The sequence below is a fragment of the Micromonospora sp. NPDC049523 genome, assembly GCF_040676775.1.
Lineage (GTDB): Bacteria > Actinomycetota > Actinomycetes > Mycobacteriales > Micromonosporaceae > Micromonospora_G.
This window is the reverse complement of sequence record NZ_JBFAPP010000009.1, coordinates 132618-149085: the sequence shown is the minus strand read 5'-3', so window position 1 is coordinate 149085 and position 16468 is coordinate 132618. Positions and strand designations below refer to the sequence as shown.

At 67.7% G+C, this 16468-nt stretch carries 16 protein-coding genes; 8 read left to right on the top strand and 8 right to left on the bottom strand.

Annotated features, from left to right (window positions below):
* Window positions 1-15: 15 nt before the first annotated feature.
* Together AB0J90_RS16295 and AB0J90_RS16290 are read left to right on the top strand one after the other, a co-directional pair.
* The gene (locus AB0J90_RS16295) at window positions 16-1611 is read left to right on the top strand and encodes a family 16 glycoside hydrolase (RefSeq protein WP_363596502.1); all 1596 of its coding nucleotides are present in this window, start codon (window positions 16-18) and stop codon (window positions 1609-1611) included.
* 273 nt (window positions 1612-1884) lie between these two features.
* Window positions 1885-2307, top strand: coding sequence for a DUF4362 domain-containing protein (locus AB0J90_RS16290; RefSeq protein WP_363596500.1), 423 nt, complete (start codon window positions 1885-1887; stop codon window positions 2305-2307).
* Window positions 2308-2314: 7 nt separating this feature from the next.
* On the opposite strand, the gene AB0J90_RS16285 is transcribed toward AB0J90_RS16290, so the two are convergent.
* The 3 genes from AB0J90_RS16285 to AB0J90_RS16275 form a co-directional block, all read right to left on the bottom strand.
* On the bottom strand, window positions 2315-4546 hold the full coding sequence (locus AB0J90_RS16285; RefSeq protein WP_363596498.1) for a caspase family protein: 2232 nt from the start codon (window positions 4544-4546) through the stop codon (window positions 2315-2317).
* Window positions 4530-4904, bottom strand: coding sequence for a hypothetical protein (locus tag AB0J90_RS16280; protein ID WP_363596496.1), 375 nt, complete (start codon window positions 4902-4904; stop codon window positions 4530-4532). The genes AB0J90_RS16285 and AB0J90_RS16280 overlap by 17 nt, the downstream gene beginning before the upstream one ends.
* A 98-nt stretch (window positions 4905-5002) precedes the next feature.
* Complete coding sequence (locus tag AB0J90_RS16275; RefSeq protein ID WP_363596494.1) at window positions 5003-5968, bottom strand: YafY family protein; 966 nt, start codon at window positions 5966-5968, stop codon at window positions 5003-5005.
* A gap of 63 nt (window positions 5969-6031) precedes the next feature.
* On the opposite strand from AB0J90_RS16275, the gene AB0J90_RS16270 reads away from it, so the two are divergent.
* On the top strand, window positions 6032-7147 hold the full coding sequence (locus AB0J90_RS16270; RefSeq protein ID WP_363596492.1) for an epoxide hydrolase family protein: 1116 nt from the start codon (window positions 6032-6034) through the stop codon (window positions 7145-7147).
* A 59-nt stretch (window positions 7148-7206) separates the two neighbouring features.
* On the opposite strand, the gene AB0J90_RS16265 is transcribed toward AB0J90_RS16270, so the two are convergent.
* The 3 genes from AB0J90_RS16265 to AB0J90_RS16255 all read right to left on the bottom strand — a co-directional run bounded on the left by AB0J90_RS16265 (window position 7207) and on the right by AB0J90_RS16255 (window position 8865).
* On the bottom strand, window positions 7207-8040 hold the full coding sequence (locus AB0J90_RS16265) for an endonuclease/exonuclease/phosphatase family protein (protein ID WP_363596490.1): 834 nt from the start codon (window positions 8038-8040) through the stop codon (window positions 7207-7209).
* 208 nt (window positions 8041-8248) lie between these two features.
* Window positions 8249-8569 (bottom strand): hypothetical protein, encoded by a 321-nt coding sequence (locus AB0J90_RS16260; protein ID WP_363596488.1) that lies wholly within the window; start codon window positions 8567-8569, stop codon window positions 8249-8251.
* On the bottom strand, window positions 8566-8865 hold the full coding sequence (locus AB0J90_RS16255; RefSeq protein ID WP_363596486.1) for a hypothetical protein: 300 nt from the start codon (window positions 8863-8865) through the stop codon (window positions 8566-8568). The genes AB0J90_RS16260 and AB0J90_RS16255 overlap by 4 nt, the downstream gene beginning before the upstream one ends.
* A gap of 367 nt (window positions 8866-9232) precedes the next feature.
* Between AB0J90_RS16255 and AB0J90_RS16250 the strand changes: the two genes are divergently transcribed.
* The 3 genes from AB0J90_RS16250 (at window position 9233) to AB0J90_RS16240 (ending at window position 12993) form a co-directional block, all read left to right on the top strand.
* The gene (locus AB0J90_RS16250) at window positions 9233-10030 is read left to right on the top strand and encodes a helix-turn-helix transcriptional regulator (RefSeq protein ID WP_363596484.1); all 798 of its coding nucleotides are present in this window, start codon (window positions 9233-9235) and stop codon (window positions 10028-10030) included.
* Window positions 10017-10202: a DUF397 domain-containing protein gene (locus AB0J90_RS16245; protein ID WP_363596482.1), complete on the top strand. Its 186-nt coding sequence runs from the start codon at window positions 10017-10019 to the stop codon at window positions 10200-10202. Before AB0J90_RS16250 ends, AB0J90_RS16245 begins: the two co-directional genes overlap by 14 nt.
* Window positions 10203-10803: 601 nt before the next feature.
* A complete protein-coding gene (locus tag AB0J90_RS16240; protein ID WP_363596831.1) occupies window positions 10804-12993 on the top strand; it encodes an ATP-dependent RecD-like DNA helicase in 2190 nt (729 codons plus the stop codon).
* Between the two features lie 85 nt (window positions 12994-13078).
* Here the strand turns inward: AB0J90_RS16240 and AB0J90_RS16235 are convergent, their stop codons facing one another.
* Both AB0J90_RS16235 and AB0J90_RS16230 read right to left on the bottom strand, forming a co-directional pair.
* Window positions 13079-13702 carry an RICIN domain-containing protein gene (locus tag AB0J90_RS16235; RefSeq protein ID WP_363596480.1) on the bottom strand — a complete coding sequence of 208 codons (624 nt, stop codon included), beginning with the start codon at window positions 13700-13702 and terminating at the stop codon, window positions 13079-13081.
* A gap of 8 nt (window positions 13703-13710) precedes the next feature.
* Complete coding sequence (locus tag AB0J90_RS16230) at window positions 13711-14166, bottom strand: hypothetical protein (protein ID WP_363596478.1); 456 nt, start codon at window positions 14164-14166, stop codon at window positions 13711-13713.
* Between the two features lie 370 nt (window positions 14167-14536).
* On the opposite strand from AB0J90_RS16230, the gene AB0J90_RS16225 reads away from it, so the two are divergent.
* Window positions 14537-15829 carry an NlpC/P60 family protein gene (locus AB0J90_RS16225; RefSeq protein ID WP_363596476.1) on the top strand — a complete coding sequence of 431 codons (1293 nt, stop codon included), beginning with the start codon at window positions 14537-14539 and terminating at the stop codon, window positions 15827-15829.
* The gene (locus AB0J90_RS16220) at window positions 15814-16455 is read left to right on the top strand and encodes a C40 family peptidase (RefSeq protein ID WP_363596474.1); all 642 of its coding nucleotides are present in this window, start codon (window positions 15814-15816) and stop codon (window positions 16453-16455) included. Before AB0J90_RS16225 ends, AB0J90_RS16220 begins: the two co-directional genes overlap by 16 nt.
* The last annotated feature ends 13 nt before the right edge of the window (window positions 16456-16468 follow it).

Here is a 16468-nt window from a genome sequence, read left to right as displayed (position 1 = left end):
AACAGCGGAGGAATCGTGCACGTACCAAAGAGAAGAAGCCTGCACCGGCGCGGCCTGCTGGTCGCGCTCGGTGCGGCCGGAGTGGCGGTGGCACTCACCGTCGGTCTGACCACCGCGGCGCAGGCCGCGACCCTGTTCGCGGACAACTTCAACGACGGCAACGCCGACGGCTGGTCGAAGTCCGGCGGCGACTGGTCGGTGGTGACCGACGGTACGGCCGCCTACCGGCAGGGCAACACCGGCAGTGAACTCGCCCGTGCCTTCGCCGGCCAGACGAGCTGGACCGACTACCAGGTGCAGGCCCGGGTGAAGCCGCTGGCGTTCAACGGTTCGAACCGCGTGGTCGGCATCGCCTCCCGGTCGAACAGCGCGACCAAGATGTACCGGCTGGCGCTGGTCAACAACAACCGGGCCGAGTTGCAGGCGGTCAACGGCAGCGCGATCACGGTGATCGGTTCGGCTTCGGTCTCGGTTTCCGCCGGCACCTGGTACACCCTGCGGTTGGAGGCGAGCGGCAGCACCATCCGTGGGTTCGTCAACGGCAGCCAGATCGGTTCGGGTAGCAACAGCGCCCAGACCGCAGGCCGGATCGCCCTGGTCACCACGTTCGCCAGCGCGGTCTTCGACGACGTCTCGGTGGACAGCAACGGCGGCACCACGCCGACCACCCCGCCGACCTCGGGCCCGACCAACCCGCCCACGAACCAGCCGACCACTCCGCCGCCGACCACCGGTCCGACGCTGCCCCCGCAGACCGGGCTCGTCGGCTGGGCCACCCAGAACGGTGGCACCTCCGGCGGCGGCAACGCCTCACCGATCACCGTCTCCGACTCCGGCGGCCTGACCAGCGCCCTCGGCTCCACCAGCGCCTCGGTCATCCGGGTCTCCGGCACCATCTCCTGCTCCGGCATGCTCCGGGTCCGGTCGAACAAGACCATCCTCGGCATCGGCTCCGGCGCCACCATCTCCGGCTGCGGCTTCAACATCAACGGCGACCGCAACGTCATCATCCGCAACCTCAACTTCCGCGGCTGGGACGACGACGCCATCAACGTCCAGGAATCAGCCACCAACATCTGGATCGACCACAACAGCTTCACCGACGGCTACGACGGCGCCGTCGACATCAAGCGCGGCTCCGACTTCGTCACCGTCTCCTGGAACCGCGTCTACGGCCACGACAAGAACATGCTGCTGGGCCACAGCGACGACAACGGCAGCCAGGACATCGGCCACCTGCGGGTCAGCTACCACCACAACTGGTTCGACGGCACCACCCAGCGCAACCCACGGGTCCGGTTCGCGAACCCGGTGCACGTCTACAACAACTACTACTACAACAACAGCGGCTACGGCGTCGCCTCCACCGAGGGTGCCGGCGTACTCGTCGAGGGCAACTACTTCGAGAATGTCCCGGACCCGTACCACCTGGGTGAGGCCGACTCCGGCCCCGGGACCCTGGTCGCCCGGAACAACCACTTCGTGAACTCCGGCAGCGGCCAGACCGGCGGCAGCGTCGCCAGCATCCCGTACTCCTACCAGCTCGACACCGCCAGCAGCGTCAAGTCCATCGTCACCTCGGGCGCCGGCACCGGCCGGATCGGCCTCTGACCGGGTAGCGAAGGGCCCCTTCCGTTAACAGGAAGGGGCCCCCAGCCCACACCGTGACCGAAGGCCCCCGTGATACCCCGACCCCGACCCCGACCCCGACCCCGTCCGTCGTCACAGACACCGTGACGATCTTGCACTTGTGGTGGGTCACAAATCCGGATGAATGCCCTGATCCGGGCGCCACAAGTGCAAGATCGTCGAGGGAATCGGTGGTGCGGGCCGCGCCGTCGCGTCGAAGGCCTTTGGCGGGGTTGGATGAGGGAAGATGTCCTGGTGAAGCAGGTTCTGTACCTGGCAGTGGTCGCGGTCGCGCTGTCGGCCTGCGGCGGACCGAACGAGCCGGACGTGGACGTCGCCGCCCCCGCCGTCGCGGGTCCGGGGGAGGTCACGAACTGTGGGACGTTCGTGCTGTCGCAGGGTGAGGGACTTTCCGAACGTGCCGTCAGGTGCTTCGTGGACGCCGTGCAGGCAGGGCGTCCCGTACGGCTCAAGGAGACCAGTCCCACCACGGAAGGCGACCCGATCATCACCACCTACGAGGCGGGCGTCGATGGCCGGGTCGAGATCGTCACGGATTCCCGGCAGGACAACTTCGGTCCGCAGATCATCAGCCAGCACACCTGCACCGGGCCGACTCCCCGACCGGGGATGATCGACTTCGCTCAGTGTTCCGAGCCCACTCCGGTTGCGAGCTGACCGTACGTCAGCCGGGCCGGTGGGCCTTGTCGTACGCCCGGTGGCGTTCCTCCCACTGTCGGGCGCTCGCGGTACCCGCGTACACCCCAACCGCGAGGCAGGCCGCGAGGCCGAGCGTGGCGAGCAACCCGTAGGAGATGAGCGCCCAGTCGGCGCGGTAGTAATCGGAGTTGTCCGAGACGTACTCCCAGAAACGCCCCGGCCCCCAATCGAGCAGGAGGTCGAAATCCGCCCGGGGCCCTTCCCTCGGCGGGCGGGCTGTCGCACCGAAGAGCAGCATCACGGCGGCACCGGCGATCGCGGCGCGTACGGGTGGCAACCACGACGACGGCCTACCCAGCTCCGGGTGGTAGGCGGAGCCCAACCGGTAGCCGCGCTGGACGAGGACGAACGCGGCTGCGCCGCCCAGGATCAGGGCGTAGTACGTCAGCATCTTCGCGGTGTCGAAGTCACGGCCGGACAGGCACCAGGCCAGCCAGACCGCGACGACGAGAATGAGGCTCCAGCCTGCGGTGACGGCCAGCGCGCGTAGGGCGGCGTGGTAGCGCGCTGCTCGGCTGAGTCTGCTGGCCTCGGCGGTGGACCACCGCTCAGCCCGGCGACGCAGGTCCTCCCGCTCGGCCTCCCGCTGCCGTTCCGACTCGGCCCGGTCGCGGGCAGCCTGTTCCGCGACCGGGGCCAGGTCCGCCTCCAGCAGTGCGCCGAGCACCGTCTCCCGACCGCCGGCGGCGGCGAGCAGCCGCTCGTACCAGGGGATGGGGATCTGCGGCGGGGACCCGGCGGGCAGGTGTCGCGATATCTGGGAAACCCGGTCCTGCGGCAGCAGGCCGAACAGCAGCGCACCGGGACCGTTGGCGGCTGCCCATCCGGGCACGTTGCCGCGTACATCGGGGTGGCCGAGTTCGAACCGCATCTTCTCGACAGATTCTTCCCACGCCCGGCGGGCTTCGTCCCACTTGCCTTGCACACCCTGTAACCGGTCCAGCTCGGTGAATCCGGCCAGGGCGTCGAGCAGCCCGGCCCGGCGCACCTCCTCGAAGAGGCGTCGTTCGACGTCGTCGGCGTCGACCCGCGCGCCCAGGCACCCACGAGCGAGCGTCTGGTACGTGACGTGGTGCCCACGGTAGGTTGCCGCCCCGGCAGGATCGAGCCATCGCAGCAGGTGCAGCAGCTTGAGATCGGCGGAGAGGTTCCGGTCGCCGAGGTACCGGTCGACGAGCGCGATGCGTCCCTCGACGTCGTCGGCCACGGGGTCGTTGAACTGGCGTAGCCAGCCCAGCAGTTCGGTCCAGCTCTCCGAGGGGGCCGCCGACCGGTCCGTGCGGCGGAAGAGGTGCTCGGCGGCGGTTGTCCAGTTCCGGCGGATCGTCGCGGCCAGGTCCTGCTTCGTGAAGTGCAGGGTGCCGGCGAGGCCGAGTGGCTGGGCGACATGCGCCTGTCGGATCGAGATCCGTGGCGGAGGAGCCTGCGGCGGCACCGTCAGCCCGGCGCCGCGAACCGCGGCCGCGTTCCGGGTGAGCGCCAGAAGGTGGGTCATCCCACCGAAGCGCTGTGTGGGTACCGGCAGCCCACGCTGGCGTACGTTGTGCCGCAACTGCTTGAAGACGGCATCCAGCGACAACAACTCCCCGGCGTCCGGTACGCCGCTGCCCAGGACGTGCAGGAGTTCGCCGGTGAAGGAGGTGTGGTGGGCGCCCTGCGGGGCCAGTGCCTGGGCGTTCGCGGCGGTCGCGGTCAGCACATAAGTGCCCTCGATCTCCAGTTGGTCCGCCGTCGCGGCCCCGGCGGCGCTCATCCCCTGGATCGCCCGGCCGCTGAAGCAGCAGTCCAGCACCACGACCTTGTTGACCGCTCTGCTTTTGTCCAGGATCACGTCGCGGAGCACTTCGTAGTCGAATCCGCTGACCGGGAGGTTGACGTCCCGAGTGTTCGCCAGTCCGAGGTACAGCTTGCCGCGTTCCGACCTCAGACCATGTCCGGCGAAATAGACCAGCAGGGTGTCCGTGGCGTTCGTGGCGGAGTCCATCAGCATGTCGTGGAGGGAGATCGGATCGGGTGGGTCGGCCAGCGTGACGCAGCGGTCCGGGGCGAACCCGCCCAGCAGCGGCGAGGTCAGCGTGGCCCGGAGATCCGTCAGGTTGTTGAGTACGGCCGGCAGGTCGGGGAGCTGGTCCGACTGGTAGACGGCGGTGCCGATCAGCAAGGCACGGGAACGCTGTGGGTCAGGCAGCCGGGTCACCGTCGCCCACTTCCCGAGGCTCGGCGAACTCCGCCATCAGCCGCTTCGCTTCCGCCGCCCGCTTGGCGCTCAACTGCACCGTGGTGCCGTCGGGCTTCGTCACCGTGATCGTGATGTCGGTGCGGCGTCGGTCCAACCACAGGGAGACGGACTGCGCCACCGCGGCCCAGAGTGCGCCCGCTCCGGACATGACGGTCGCGATCTGAATCGTGATCTCCATGCCGGATCCCATGGTGCCGGGGACCACGGGTCCGTTCTCCAGCCGTACCAGCCCGCGCAATGCGTGTTCGGCGCGCAGCCACTCCCACAGGTCTTCCAGCTCGGCGTCGTCACCGTCGACATCGATCCGTACCGACACCCCGGAACTCCCTCCGCCCGACTGCGCATCCACTTACGACGTCAAAACCCGTTCCGGTAGGTGAATGTATCGGTGAAGACCACGTATCTCCGACCGTCTCACCGGTCCGGGGTGGCCCGGCCGTAGCGCTCGGTCAGCGTACGGAGGTGTTCGACGAGTTCGGGGGGCTCGGTGACGTCGAAGTCGACACCGAGCAGACCGAGGTACACCGCGAGTGTCTGCACGCTGTCCGCCCCGGTGTTCAGCACACAGGTGCGGTCGTCCACCGCCTCCACCACACCCACCGCCGGGTTGATCCGCTCGGCCACCACGGTCGCGGGCGCGTGCACCAGGACGCGGGACCGATAGCGCCAGGCCGCCGCCGACACACCCCTTGCGACGTACGCGGCAGCGCCGCCCTCCGGCGGGTCGCGCGGTGGGAAGCGTGGCCCGGTGGGCGTACGGGGCTGGATCCGGTCGACCCGGAACGTGCGCCAGTCCTGCCGGTCGACGTCCCAGGCGAGCAGGTACCAGCGGCGTCCCCACGACACCAGCCGGTACGGCTCCACCGCCCGAACCGCGTCGGACCCGTCATGGGCGCGGTAGTCGAACCGGAGTCGTTCGGAGTCCCGACACGCCGCCGCGAGCACGGTCAGTACGCCGGGTTCGACCACCGGTCCGGGCCGGTCCGCCGGCACCGGCTCGGTGTACGTCTGCAACGCGTTCACCCGGTGCCGTAGCCGGGCCGGCAGCACCTGTTCGAGTTTGGTCAGCGCCCGTACCGACGACTCCTCGATCCCGGCGACGGTGCCACCGGCGGCCGTACGCAGGCCGACCGCCACGGCCACCGCCTCCTCGTCGTCGAGCAGCAGCGGCGGCATGGCCGCGCCCGCGCCGAGGCGGTAACCACCGTCGGTGCCCCTGCTGGCGTGCACGGGGTAGCCGAGGTCCCGCAGCCGGTCGACGTCGCGGCGTACGGTCCGTTCGCTCACCTGGAGCCGTTCGGCCAGCGCGGCGCCGGCCCAGTCCCGCCGGGACTGCAACAACGACAGCAGGCGCAGCAGCCGCGCCGAGGTCTCCAACATGCTCACAAGTCTGTCAGGGCTTCCGGACAGAAGCTGACCGGAAGGGTCCGTAGCGTTGTCGACATGAGCGAGAACACCGAGGTCAAGCCCTTTCGCATCGACATCCCGCAGGCCGACCTGGACGACCTCCGCAACCGGCTCGACCGCACCCGCTGGCCGGACGAGATCCCGGACGCCGGCTGGGACTACGGCGTGCCGGTGGCGTACGTGCGTCAACTCGCCGAGCACTGGCGCGACGGTTACGACTGGCGGGCCTGGGAAGCGAAAATCAACCAGTATCCGCAGTTCACCACCGAGGTCGACGGCCAGAACATCCACTTCCTGCACGTACGCTCGCCGCACGCCGACGCGCTGCCGCTGGTCCTGACGCACGGCTGGCCCGGCTCGATCGTGGAATACCTCGACGTCATCGAGCCGCTGACCAACCCGTCCGACGGCTCGCAGGCGTTCCACCTGGTGATCCCCTCGCTGCCCGGCTTCGGCTTCTCCGGCCCGACCCGCGAGCGGGGCTGGAACCGGTACCGCACGGCGAGGGCGTGGGCGGAACTGATGCGCCGGCTCGGCTACGACCGGTACGGCGCGGTCGGCAACGACGGCGGGTCGTTCGTCGCGCCCGAACTCGGCCGGATCGCCCCGGAGCACGTGGTCGGCGTACACGTGACCCAGATCTTCTCGTTCCCGTCCGGCGACCCGGCCGAGTTCGCGAAGATCACCGAGGAGGACCAGAAGGCGTTGGAGGTGCTCCAGTGGTTTTACGACAACAAGATGTCGTTCAACACCCTGCACTCACAGCAGCCGCAGACCCTGTCGTACGGGATCTTCGATTCGCCGGTCGGGCTGCTCGGCTGGAACGCCCAGCTCTTCGGTGACGCCGCCGACGTCGACGCGGACTTCGTGCTGACCAACACGATGTTCTACTGGCTGACCGGCACCGCGACCTCGGCGACCCGGTTCTACTACGAGGACGCGAAGGCCGAGCACCCGACCGAGCCGACCACGGTGCCGCTCGGTTTGGCGATGTTCGAGGGCGACTTCGTCTCCATGCGTACGTTCGCCGAGCGCGACCACCGCAACATCGTGCACTGGAAGTCGTACGGACCCGGCGGCCACTACGCCGCCCACCTCGCCCCGAACGTGCTCGCCGACGACCTGCGCACCTTCTACGCCAAGCTGCGCTGACCGTGGGAGCAGCCCTGACCCGGGTCCGCGCCGGGTCGGGGCTACTCCCGGTACGGCTGCTACCTAAGGTCGGCGTAGACGATGTCATGGTCGGAGTACGGCGAATTGACGACGGTCACGCCGGGCAGGGCCATGTTCTTCCGCAGGAAGATGTAGTCGAACTTCTTGCGCGGAGGACCCGCGTCCGCGGTCGCCTTGCACCTGGAGCTTGCCTTGGCGCCACAGCTCGGGTCGGCATCCCGGTAGTACACCCACATGGGCTGCATTTCCGACGAGTGCGGCTGCGCGTTGAAGTCGCCGAGCACGATGGACCCGGCGTACTGTCTCGCCACCTCGACCAGGGTTCGGACCTGCGCGGCCCGGAGCTTGCCCTGGCCGTGCTCGGACAGATGGGTGTTGTACACCCGGGTTTTCTTGCGGTTGACCGTGGTCTCCACCCACATGTAACCCCGAGCCTCGGTGCCGCCGTCGGCGTAGAGCGTGTTGCCCTTCTTTGTTATCGGCGCGGCCGAGATGATTGCCTGCCCGAAGGCGTTCCCGCCGAAGAGTCCGCAGTTGGCCCGGTCGTTGCGCACCGTGCCGTACGCGATGTGGTACTGGAGTTTGTATTTGCTCTTCAGGATGGCGACCGTCTTCTTGACGTCCTCCCGGCAGGCTTCCTGCATGCCGAGGACCTGCGGTTTGAACCGGGCGATCTCCTTTGCCTTCGCCTCCGGTCCGCCGTCCTTCCCGACGTGGATGTTCCAGGTCATCACACGATTGGACTGGGCCGCGGTCGAGCTGGCGGCCGAGGCCAGCACGGCGGTGCCGGCGATGAGTGCGCCGACGAGTGCGGTGGCCAACGCGAGTGGCAACACCTTCGCGGCGAGCAGTTTTCGTCGTACCGATTGCATGGGTGGCTCCCTCACGACGTCTGGTCGAAGTCGACGAACGACTCAGATCAGCAAAACGTCTGCCGGACGTTCGGTGAAGGCTCGGGGCCGTACGGGTCAGTCCAGGTCATGAAAAAGCGATTTCCGCGCTGCACGTCGGACGGAACAACACTCGGACGGAACAACACTCGGACGGAACAGCACCGGGACGGGACAGGTTCGCCGAAGTTCAGATGGAGCGACGCCGTCTGCCTCGCTGTCTGGCCTCGTGTGAGATCAGCCAGCCGAGAACGCGCACGTGAAGGCCGAAGGCGTCCGCTCGTTCGCCTGCCTCCACCACCACCGTGTCGAGTTCGGCCAGAGCCGTGGTGAACTGCAAGCCGAGATACAGGTACAGCTCGATTCGGCGGGCGGGCAGGTACGCGGCCACCAGGTTGAGTCGGGCATCCGGACAGGGCCACGGGCGGGCGTCGATTCGGCAGATCCAGAGCGGCCGGAGCGGTGTGTGCTCGGCCAGCTCGGGGATGATGAGATCGCCCCGGTCGCTCATAGCGGCGGAAGTTCCCGTTCCATGAAATGGGGCGTGACCAGGTTCAGGCGGGGCGAGATGCAACCGGGAAGGGCCTCGCGGTGGACTGCGACGGACACCTCCTCGCCCTCGGACCGGTCCAGGATCTCGATCCCGCACAGCGTCACCCATTCCGTCACGAACATGTCGATCCGGTCCGGAAGGCGCGTCACTCGAATGATCAGCTCACCCCTGCCGGGCTGAAGCCTGTCTTCGCCCTCCCGGTGGTATTCGGACGGCTGGAAAGTCAGTACGTCGCCCACCCGCAGAGTCGTCATCGCCGCTCGTTCCATCCGGTCGTCCCGTAGCACGTTCGTTGACCCAGGGTCCATGGGCGTTCCTGGAAGTGGGTGGTTTCCTCCGTCGCCCACGCGGGACGCACCGGAGGTGAGGGAACCGGTGGTGCGGGGGCCGGCGGTGCCGGTGGCGCTACGAGTCTCACCAGCCAGTCGGCCCAGATCTGCCAGACGAACATCGCACCTCCTCGTTGGAAGCGGGGTCACCCCGCGCGGTTTTGCGTAATGACAGTCTTCTAAGGACGACGCTATTGTCGGAAGACGTCCACGCGGGTACCGACCTTCGTCTGGCGATTACACCTTCCCCCTGTTGGTGCTTGGCGATCATGACTGAATATCTGGAGGCGCAATGGAACGCGAAGATCCCCTTGCCTTTGTTCGTGATCAACTCCGCAGGCAGCGCGCCCTGCGCAACATGTCGCAGGAGGAATTCGGCAGGCGGGCCAACTACTCGGCATCCACCGTGTCTGCCGTCGAAACCGGCACCCGCTCGCTCGACCTGCCGTACGCCAAGCGAGCCGACGAGATCCTGGACAGTGGCGGCTTGCTGGAGTCCCTGCTGAAGTCAGCGCAGGGCGACGGTGAGCCGCCCTGGCTCAAGCCATACCTGGAAGCCGAGCGCAACGCGAGACAGCTCCGATGCTTCGAGCCGCTGCTGGTTCCGGGTCTGCTCCAGACTGAGAACTATGCCCGCGCGGTGATGCGCTCAGTTGACGTTCGCTCCGAGTCGGAGGTGGAGCAGTATGTCGCCTCCCGGATGGAGCGGCAGGAGATCCTGAAGCGCGAGGACCCGCCCCAGTTCATCGGCGTCATCGACGAGTCGGTGTTGCGACGCCGCGATGCGATCATGGGTGAACAGCTCGCCCACCTGCTGCGCATGGCCGAACTGCCGCACGTCCATCTCAACGTGGTGCCGTTGACCGCCGGCCTGCACGTCGGGCTGTGTGGGCCGCTGGTACTGGTGCGGCTGGTGGACGGGACCTGGGTCGGTCACCTTGACGACCAGCTCGGCGGATCGCCGGTCGGCGCCGAGGAGGGACTGGCTACGCTTCTGGCGAGGTGGGAAGCTGTGCGGAGCGCCGCCCTTCCCGAAGGATTATCGGTCGCCCTGATAAAGGAGATTGAGAGCCAGCATGGACCTCAGTAGGGCTCGGTGGAGGAAGTCCACCAGGAGCAACGCGAGCGGCACCTGCGTCGAGGTGGCCGACAATCTACCTGGCGTGGTGGCCGTCCGGGACAGCAAGGATCCGTCCGGGCCGGTGTTGACCTTCGAGCCGGACGCGTGGCGTGGCTTCGTCAACCGGGCGAAGCGGGCCTAGACCTCACCAACCCGGAGAGCCCCCGCCCCGATGGCCGGGGGCTTCTCTGTCGCCCTCTTATGATCGCCGTCGGGCTTGTGCTCCAGGTGATGGGGGACGAGCTTGGGCTGCACCGCGCCGAGGCGTCCACCACTCTGGAAAATCTGCCGTCGCAGCGGGTGCTGCGCCGCAACGGGTTCAGCCCCTACGGCGTTGCGCACTCCTCGATCTTCCTCGACGGAAGTTGGCGGGACGGGCTGCTGGGGAGCGGATCCTCGGCGACTAGACGAGCAAGTCCTAACTCTGCCTGGTCGCTACACGCCGCCCTCGAAAGCCCCAAAACCACCGCTGTCATACGCCGCAGACCAGGCGGGGCGTCGATCTTGCACTTGTGGTGGGACACAAATCCGGACGAGTGCCCTGATCTGGGCGCCACAAGTGCAAGATCGTCGGGGGAATCGGTGGTGCGGGCATCGGTGGAAGGCAGGGATTACTTGTCTTGGGCGGCGTCACGCCGGCCCGGGGTCGGTGCATGCATGATGTTCGGGTGAGTGTGACCGCGCGCGGACCCGTCACCGCGGCCGGAGCCGCCACCGGGCCGGCGAGCGGTCGGGCGGCCGGTGTGGTGCTGGACGCGGTGCTGGAGCGGATCACCTACGCAAACGAGGAGACCGGTTACACGATCGCCCGGGTGGCGACCGAGCGGTCCGGCAACGAACTGCTCACCGTGGTCGGCGCGCTGCTCGGTGCGCAGCCGGGAGAGAGCCTGCGGCTGGTCGGGCGGTGGGGCTCGCACCCGAAGTACGGGCGACAGTTCGAGGTTCACTCGTACACGACGGTGTTGCCGGCGACGATCCAAGGCATCGAGCGTTATCTCGGCTCCGGGCTGATCAAGGGGATCGGCCCGAAGATGGCCGCCCGGATCGTGGAGCTGTTCGGGGCGGACACCCTGCGGATCATCGAGGAGGAACCGGGCCGGCTGGTCGAGGTGCACGGGCTCGGCAAGAAACGTACGGCGATGATCGGCGCCGCGTGGGACGAACAGAAGGCGATCAAGGAAGTGATGATCTTCCTCCAGGGCGTCGGAGTCTCCACCTCGCTGGCCGTGAAGATCTACAAGAAGTACGGCGACAAGTCCGTGGCCGTGGTCCGCGACGAACCGTACAAGCTGGCCGCCGACGTGTGGGGAATCGGCTTCAAGACCGCCGACACCATCGCCCAGGCCGTCGGCATCCCGCACGACAGCCCACAACGAGTCCAGGCCGGCATCCAGTACACGCTCTCCGAGGCGACCGACAGCGGCCACTGTTACCTGCCCGAACCGAACCTGATCGCGGACGCCACCGAGATCCTTCAGGTTCCCGCCGAGCTGGTCCGCACCTGCCTCGACACCCTCGCCACCGAGGAGGGTGTCGTACGCGAACAGGTGCCGAACCCCAGCACCGAGGGCGGGACCATTCCGGCGGTGTACCTGGTGCCTTTCCACCGCGCCGAGACCGCGCTCGCCAACAGCCTGCTCCGGCTACTGAACCACCGCAGCGACCGGATGCCGGCGTTCGCCGGGGTGGACTGGGAGAAGGCGCTGCGCTGGTTGCGTACCCGAACCGGGGCCGACCTCGCCGAAGAGCAGGAACGGGCGGTCCGGCTCGCACTCACCGCGAAGGTCGCCGTCCTCACCGGCGGACCCGGCTGCGGCAAGTCCTTCACGGTCAAATCGATCATCGCCCTGGCGGCGGCGAAGCAGGCGAAGATCGTGCTGGCCGCGCCGACCGGTCGGGCCGCGAAACGGATGACCGAGCTGACCGGGCACCCCGCCGCCACCGTGCACCGGCTGCTGCAACTGCGCCCCGGCGGCGAGCCGACCCACGACCGGGACAACCCGATCGACGCCGACCTGATAGTGGTCGACGAGGCGTCGATGCTCGACCTGATCCTGGCCAACAAGCTGGTCAAAGCGGTCGCGCCCGGCGCGCACCTGCTGCTCGTCGGCGACGTGGACCAACTGCCCTCGGTCGGAGCCGGTGAGGTGCTGCGCGATGTGCTCGGCGCCGAAGCCATCCCGCGGGTACGCCTGACGAAGATCTTCCGCCAGGCACAGGAGTCCGGCGTGGTGGTCAACGCGCACCGGATCAACGCCGGCCAACCACCGGCCATCGGGGAGTACCCCGACTTCTTCCTCTTCCCGGTCGACGAACCGGAGGAGACGGCGAAACTCGTGGTCGAGATCGTGGCCCGGCGGATCCCGCGCAAGTTCAAACTCCACCCGCGCGACATCCAGGTGCTCACCCCGATGCACCGGGGACCGGCCGGGGCCGGCAACCTCAACACGATCCTCCAGGAGGCGCTCGCCCCGCACCGGGAGTCGATGCCCGAACGGCGGCACGGCGCCAGGGTGTTCCGAGTCGGCGACAAGGTGATCCAGATCCGCAACAACTACGACAAGGGCAAGGCGGGGGTCTTCAACGGCACCGTCGGCGTGATCACCGCGCTCAGCGGCGAGGACCGCCAGCTCACCGTCCGCACCGACGAGGACGAGGACCTGACGTACGACTTCGACGAGCTGGACGAACTGCAACACGCGTACGCCATCACGGTGCACCGGTCCCAGGGCAGCGAGTACCCGGCGGTGGTGATCCCGGTGACGATGAGTTCGTACACGATGTTGCAGCGCAACCTGCTCTACACCGCGGTCACCCGAGCCCGGAAGCTCGTCGTGCTCGCCGGTTCGCGCAAGGCGATCGCGATCGCGGTCCGTACCGCCGGAACCGGTCGCCGGCACACCGCCCTCACCCACCGGCTGACCGCCTCGTAACAGTCGGTCCCGGCCCGCCCGTGCACCCGAAGGTGTGCCGGCCGATCGGCGGGGGCTCGATCAGGCCGGCACACCGGTCCGAGGGTCAGGCGATGGTGAACTGCATGTTCGTCTGGTTCTTGTAGCGGCAGTCGTAGAGCGCCACGTTCGCCCCCTGCTTGCGGCTGTTGCCGTGGATGTTCAGGCACTTCCCGTTGAAGCCCTTGCGGGTGGCGATGTAGCACCGGTCGCCTGGCGCCGCGCAGTTCACGAAGAACATCTGGCGGTATCCGTAGTCGCACTTGCGCTGGACGATCGTGACACCGTTCTTCTCACCACCGTTGGTCGCCAAGCACCAGCCCGCCTTCCACTGTGGGCGGATCGCGTACGTCCACGCGTTGCCCTCGTCCTGCAACGGGACGATCTCGAACCGTTGGGTCTTCTTACGCGGGTCGCAGGACCGCTGCTGGATCTTCGCGCCGTTCGCGCCCTTCTTGGTGGTGCTGGACACCGTCAGACACAGACCACTGTTGCCCGCCCGGATCTGGCGTACGCCGGGCACCGGCCCCGATGCGGTACGCGAGGTCGTACCCGCCGCCCGCGCCGCGGCGTTCGCCTCCGGTTCGGGCTTGAGGTTCGCGACCGCGATGTACGCGGTGGCCACCAGGGCCACCAGACCGAGCACCTGGACCACGCGAGGTACCCGCCGGACCACTCGGTGAATGCGCATTCGGCGAATCATATTGCACCCTTCGTGTTGCAGTATCGTTGGAAGTCACTGCCCTGATAGAGGCAGACCAGTACCCGCACGTCCCGTACGTTCCGCAGCGATTTGTTCACGCTCGCGGACCGTTTGGTGTGCGTTGTCTTCAGTCGGATCTTCTTCACCTTGTTCGTCTTGCAGTCCACATAGGTGAACCAGGCGATGGCGCCGTGTGAGTCGCTGTCCCGGGTGTCCAACAGGGCGCCGCTGACCTTTGCGTCGTAGCAGCGTCCGTTCTTCTTCCAGGTGACCCGACCGGAGATTCCGCCGCCCTGCCCGGAGTCGGTGGTTCGCAGGTCGATGTTCCATGCCTTCTTGGCCGGGGCCGCCGCGCTGGCCACCACCGAACTAGCCAGCAGGCCCGCGATGATGAGTGTTATCGCGCCGAGGAGCGCCAGGACTCCCCTGCGTCCGGGAGGAATTCGTTTCATAGCTTCTCCTGTTCGTGCGGATCGACAGTGGAATTCGGTGATCCGGCGGTGCATCCAGGCAACCAGGAAACGAATCGACGCTTCAAGCCAATCCGGGGTCGGGACAGTACGGGACCTTCCGCCCCTGGCCGAGCAGCGGGTCCGACCGGTCCGGGACAGGTACCAGACAGGCCGCTGGCAGCAACGGAACGACCGGTACGGGCCGGTACGCATGCGCCGCGACGGTCCGAACTTTCCCGTACGGCGCCATTCCTGACAGGACGGGTTCCGACACTGTGCACTGTTCTCCAAGCGCGGGCCGAGCAGGACTCCTCCGCGAATACGTCAGCATCGGCTCTGGAGGTCGACGACATTGAGAAGAATTCGCAAGGTGTTGCCACTGCTGTTCGCGACGACCCTGATCGCGGGGGCAATCGCGCTCACTACCGGCCTTGCCAGCGCGGCTGGTAACTGCACCGGCAACGTCAATAAGAAGGCGTTGTGCCACGCCCAGGAACAGGTGGGGAAGAAGTGCAGTTGGGACACGTCTCAGACGAAAACCCTGGCGTGTGCCCGGATCGGTTATGAGGCGTACCGCAAGGCGGGACTGAAGGGGAATTACCTGCCCGCGTCCGCCAGCTACGACCAGGGAATCAAGTCGGGCTGGACCGTACCGGTGAAGGACCGTAAGGCCGGGGACCTGCTCTACTTCAACTCGTTGGACAAGGGTGTCGACCGGGTCGGGATCTATGCCGGAAACGGCAAGGTGATCATCCCTACGGGATCGCCGTCCTCGAAGAATCCCGAAACCGTCAAATCCACCGAGCTGACCGCCGACCGTATCAAGCTGCTCTCGAAGCTGGCGGTACGCCCCGTCGTCGCCGATCCCGAAACTGAAGTGGTCCGGGTGAACACCGCGATGGCGGAGAAGAACACCACCGATCCGTGTCCCGAGCCCGACGGCGCTGCCCCGGAGGGGGACGAACCCACCGACGACACCGAGATCCCGGAAGGTGACACCGCCGCCCCCGAGGGGGACAGCGCACCCGAGGGCGACAGCGCACCCGAGGGCGACAGCGCACCCGAGGGCGACAGCGCACCCGAGGGCGACACGGACACTTCCGACGGGGACACGACGACCAGCACCTCCGGTGGCACCACCACTACGACCACGACGACAACCACCAACGACGGAACCACGACCACGACCACCACCACGACCGGTGGCGACCCCGCCGACCCCGATCCAGCACCGGACGGCGCCGCAACCGACCCGGACCCAGAGGCGCCCGAGGGCGATGCCGATGCGGATGCCCCGGAGGGTGATGCGGACGCGGAGGCCCCGGAGGGTGACGCGGACGCGGAAGCCCCGGAGGCGCCCGAGGGTGACGCGGATGCCGACAGCCCCGAGGGTGACGGCGACAGCCCCGAGGGAGACGCCGACGGGGACGCGGGTTGCGCGGAGACCGACAAGTCGACGACCGATGAGGACCCGGGCGCGGGCGACGAGTCGACCACCGAACCGGCCGACGACTGCGTGGACACCGACGTGGTCGACAACAAGATCGTGATCATCGACCCGTCCGACGTGACGGACGACAAGCCCGGCGTGGTGGAACCGGCCGCGGCCGGGGACCTCGGTGCCGGCGCGAACGACGAGGAGGCATCGTGCGACCGACCCTGATCCGTAACCCCTGGCCCGGACTGCAATCCTTCGCCAAGCTGCTCTTCGCCCTGGTCCTGATCGGCGGCGCGCTGTTCGGGGCGAGCAGTCTGGCCAGCGCCGCAGGAAAGTCGTGCAACAGCGGCAGTCCGGGCGAGCGGGCGGTCTGCCGGGCCGAGCAGCAGGTCGGCGATCGGTACGTCTGGGGCGCCGAGGGTCCCAACACCTTCGACTGCTCCGGTCTCGCCTACTACGCGTACAAGGGGACCGGGGTGGGTCTGGCGCGCACCACCGCCGAGGCGCAGTCGCACAAGGGGAAGACGGTCTCGACCAAGAACCTTCAGAAGGGCGATCTGCTCTACTTCGACTGGAACGACGACGGGAACGCGGACCACGTCGGCATCTACGCCGGCAAGGGCAAGATGGTGCACGCTTCGTCCGGGTCGGGGAAGGTCAAGAAGGTCACGCTGAGCGCGTACTACAAGAACCACCTGGACACGGCGAAGCGGCTCGCGCCGACCAAGCCGACCAAGCCGCCGAAGGTCGACCCGAAGAAGCCGTCGACGGGGGAGACGCAGCCACCGAAGCCGAAGCCCACGCCCAGCTCGGTCCAGACCTACATCGAGATCACTCCCGCGTACGGGTGAGACGACCCGTCCC

Excerpts from the sequence above, each read along its gene's own strand:
- AB0J90_RS16260 (WP_363596488.1), bottom strand. The coding sequence starts at position 8,569 with ATGAGCGACCGGGGCGATCTCATCATCCCCGAGCTGGCCGAGCACACA.
- AB0J90_RS16270 (WP_363596492.1), top strand. The coding sequence starts at position 6,032 with ATGAGCGAGAACACCGAGGTCAAGCCCTTTCGCATCGACATCCCGCAG.
- AB0J90_RS16230 (WP_363596478.1), bottom strand. The coding sequence starts at position 14,166 with ATGAAACGAATTCCTCCCGGACGCAGGGGAGTCCTGGCGCTCCTCGGC.
- AB0J90_RS16235 (WP_363596480.1), bottom strand. The coding sequence starts at position 13,702 with ATGCGCATTCACCGAGTGGTCCGGCGGGTACCTCGCGTGGTCCAGGTG.
- AB0J90_RS16265 (WP_363596490.1), bottom strand. The coding sequence starts at position 8,040 with ATGCAATCGGTACGACGAAAACTGCTCGCCGCGAAGGTGTTGCCACTC.
- AB0J90_RS16275 (WP_363596494.1), bottom strand. The coding sequence starts at position 5,968 with ATGTTGGAGACCTCGGCGCGGCTGCTGCGCCTGCTGTCGTTGTTGCAG.
- AB0J90_RS16250 (WP_363596484.1), top strand. The coding sequence starts at position 9,233 with ATGGAACGCGAAGATCCCCTTGCCTTTGTTCGTGATCAACTCCGCAGG.
- AB0J90_RS16255 (WP_363596486.1), bottom strand. The coding sequence starts at position 8,865 with ATGACGACTCTGCGGGTGGGCGACGTACTGACTTTCCAGCCGTCCGAA.
- AB0J90_RS16245 (WP_363596482.1), top strand. The coding sequence starts at position 10,017 with ATGGACCTCAGTAGGGCTCGGTGGAGGAAGTCCACCAGGAGCAACGCG.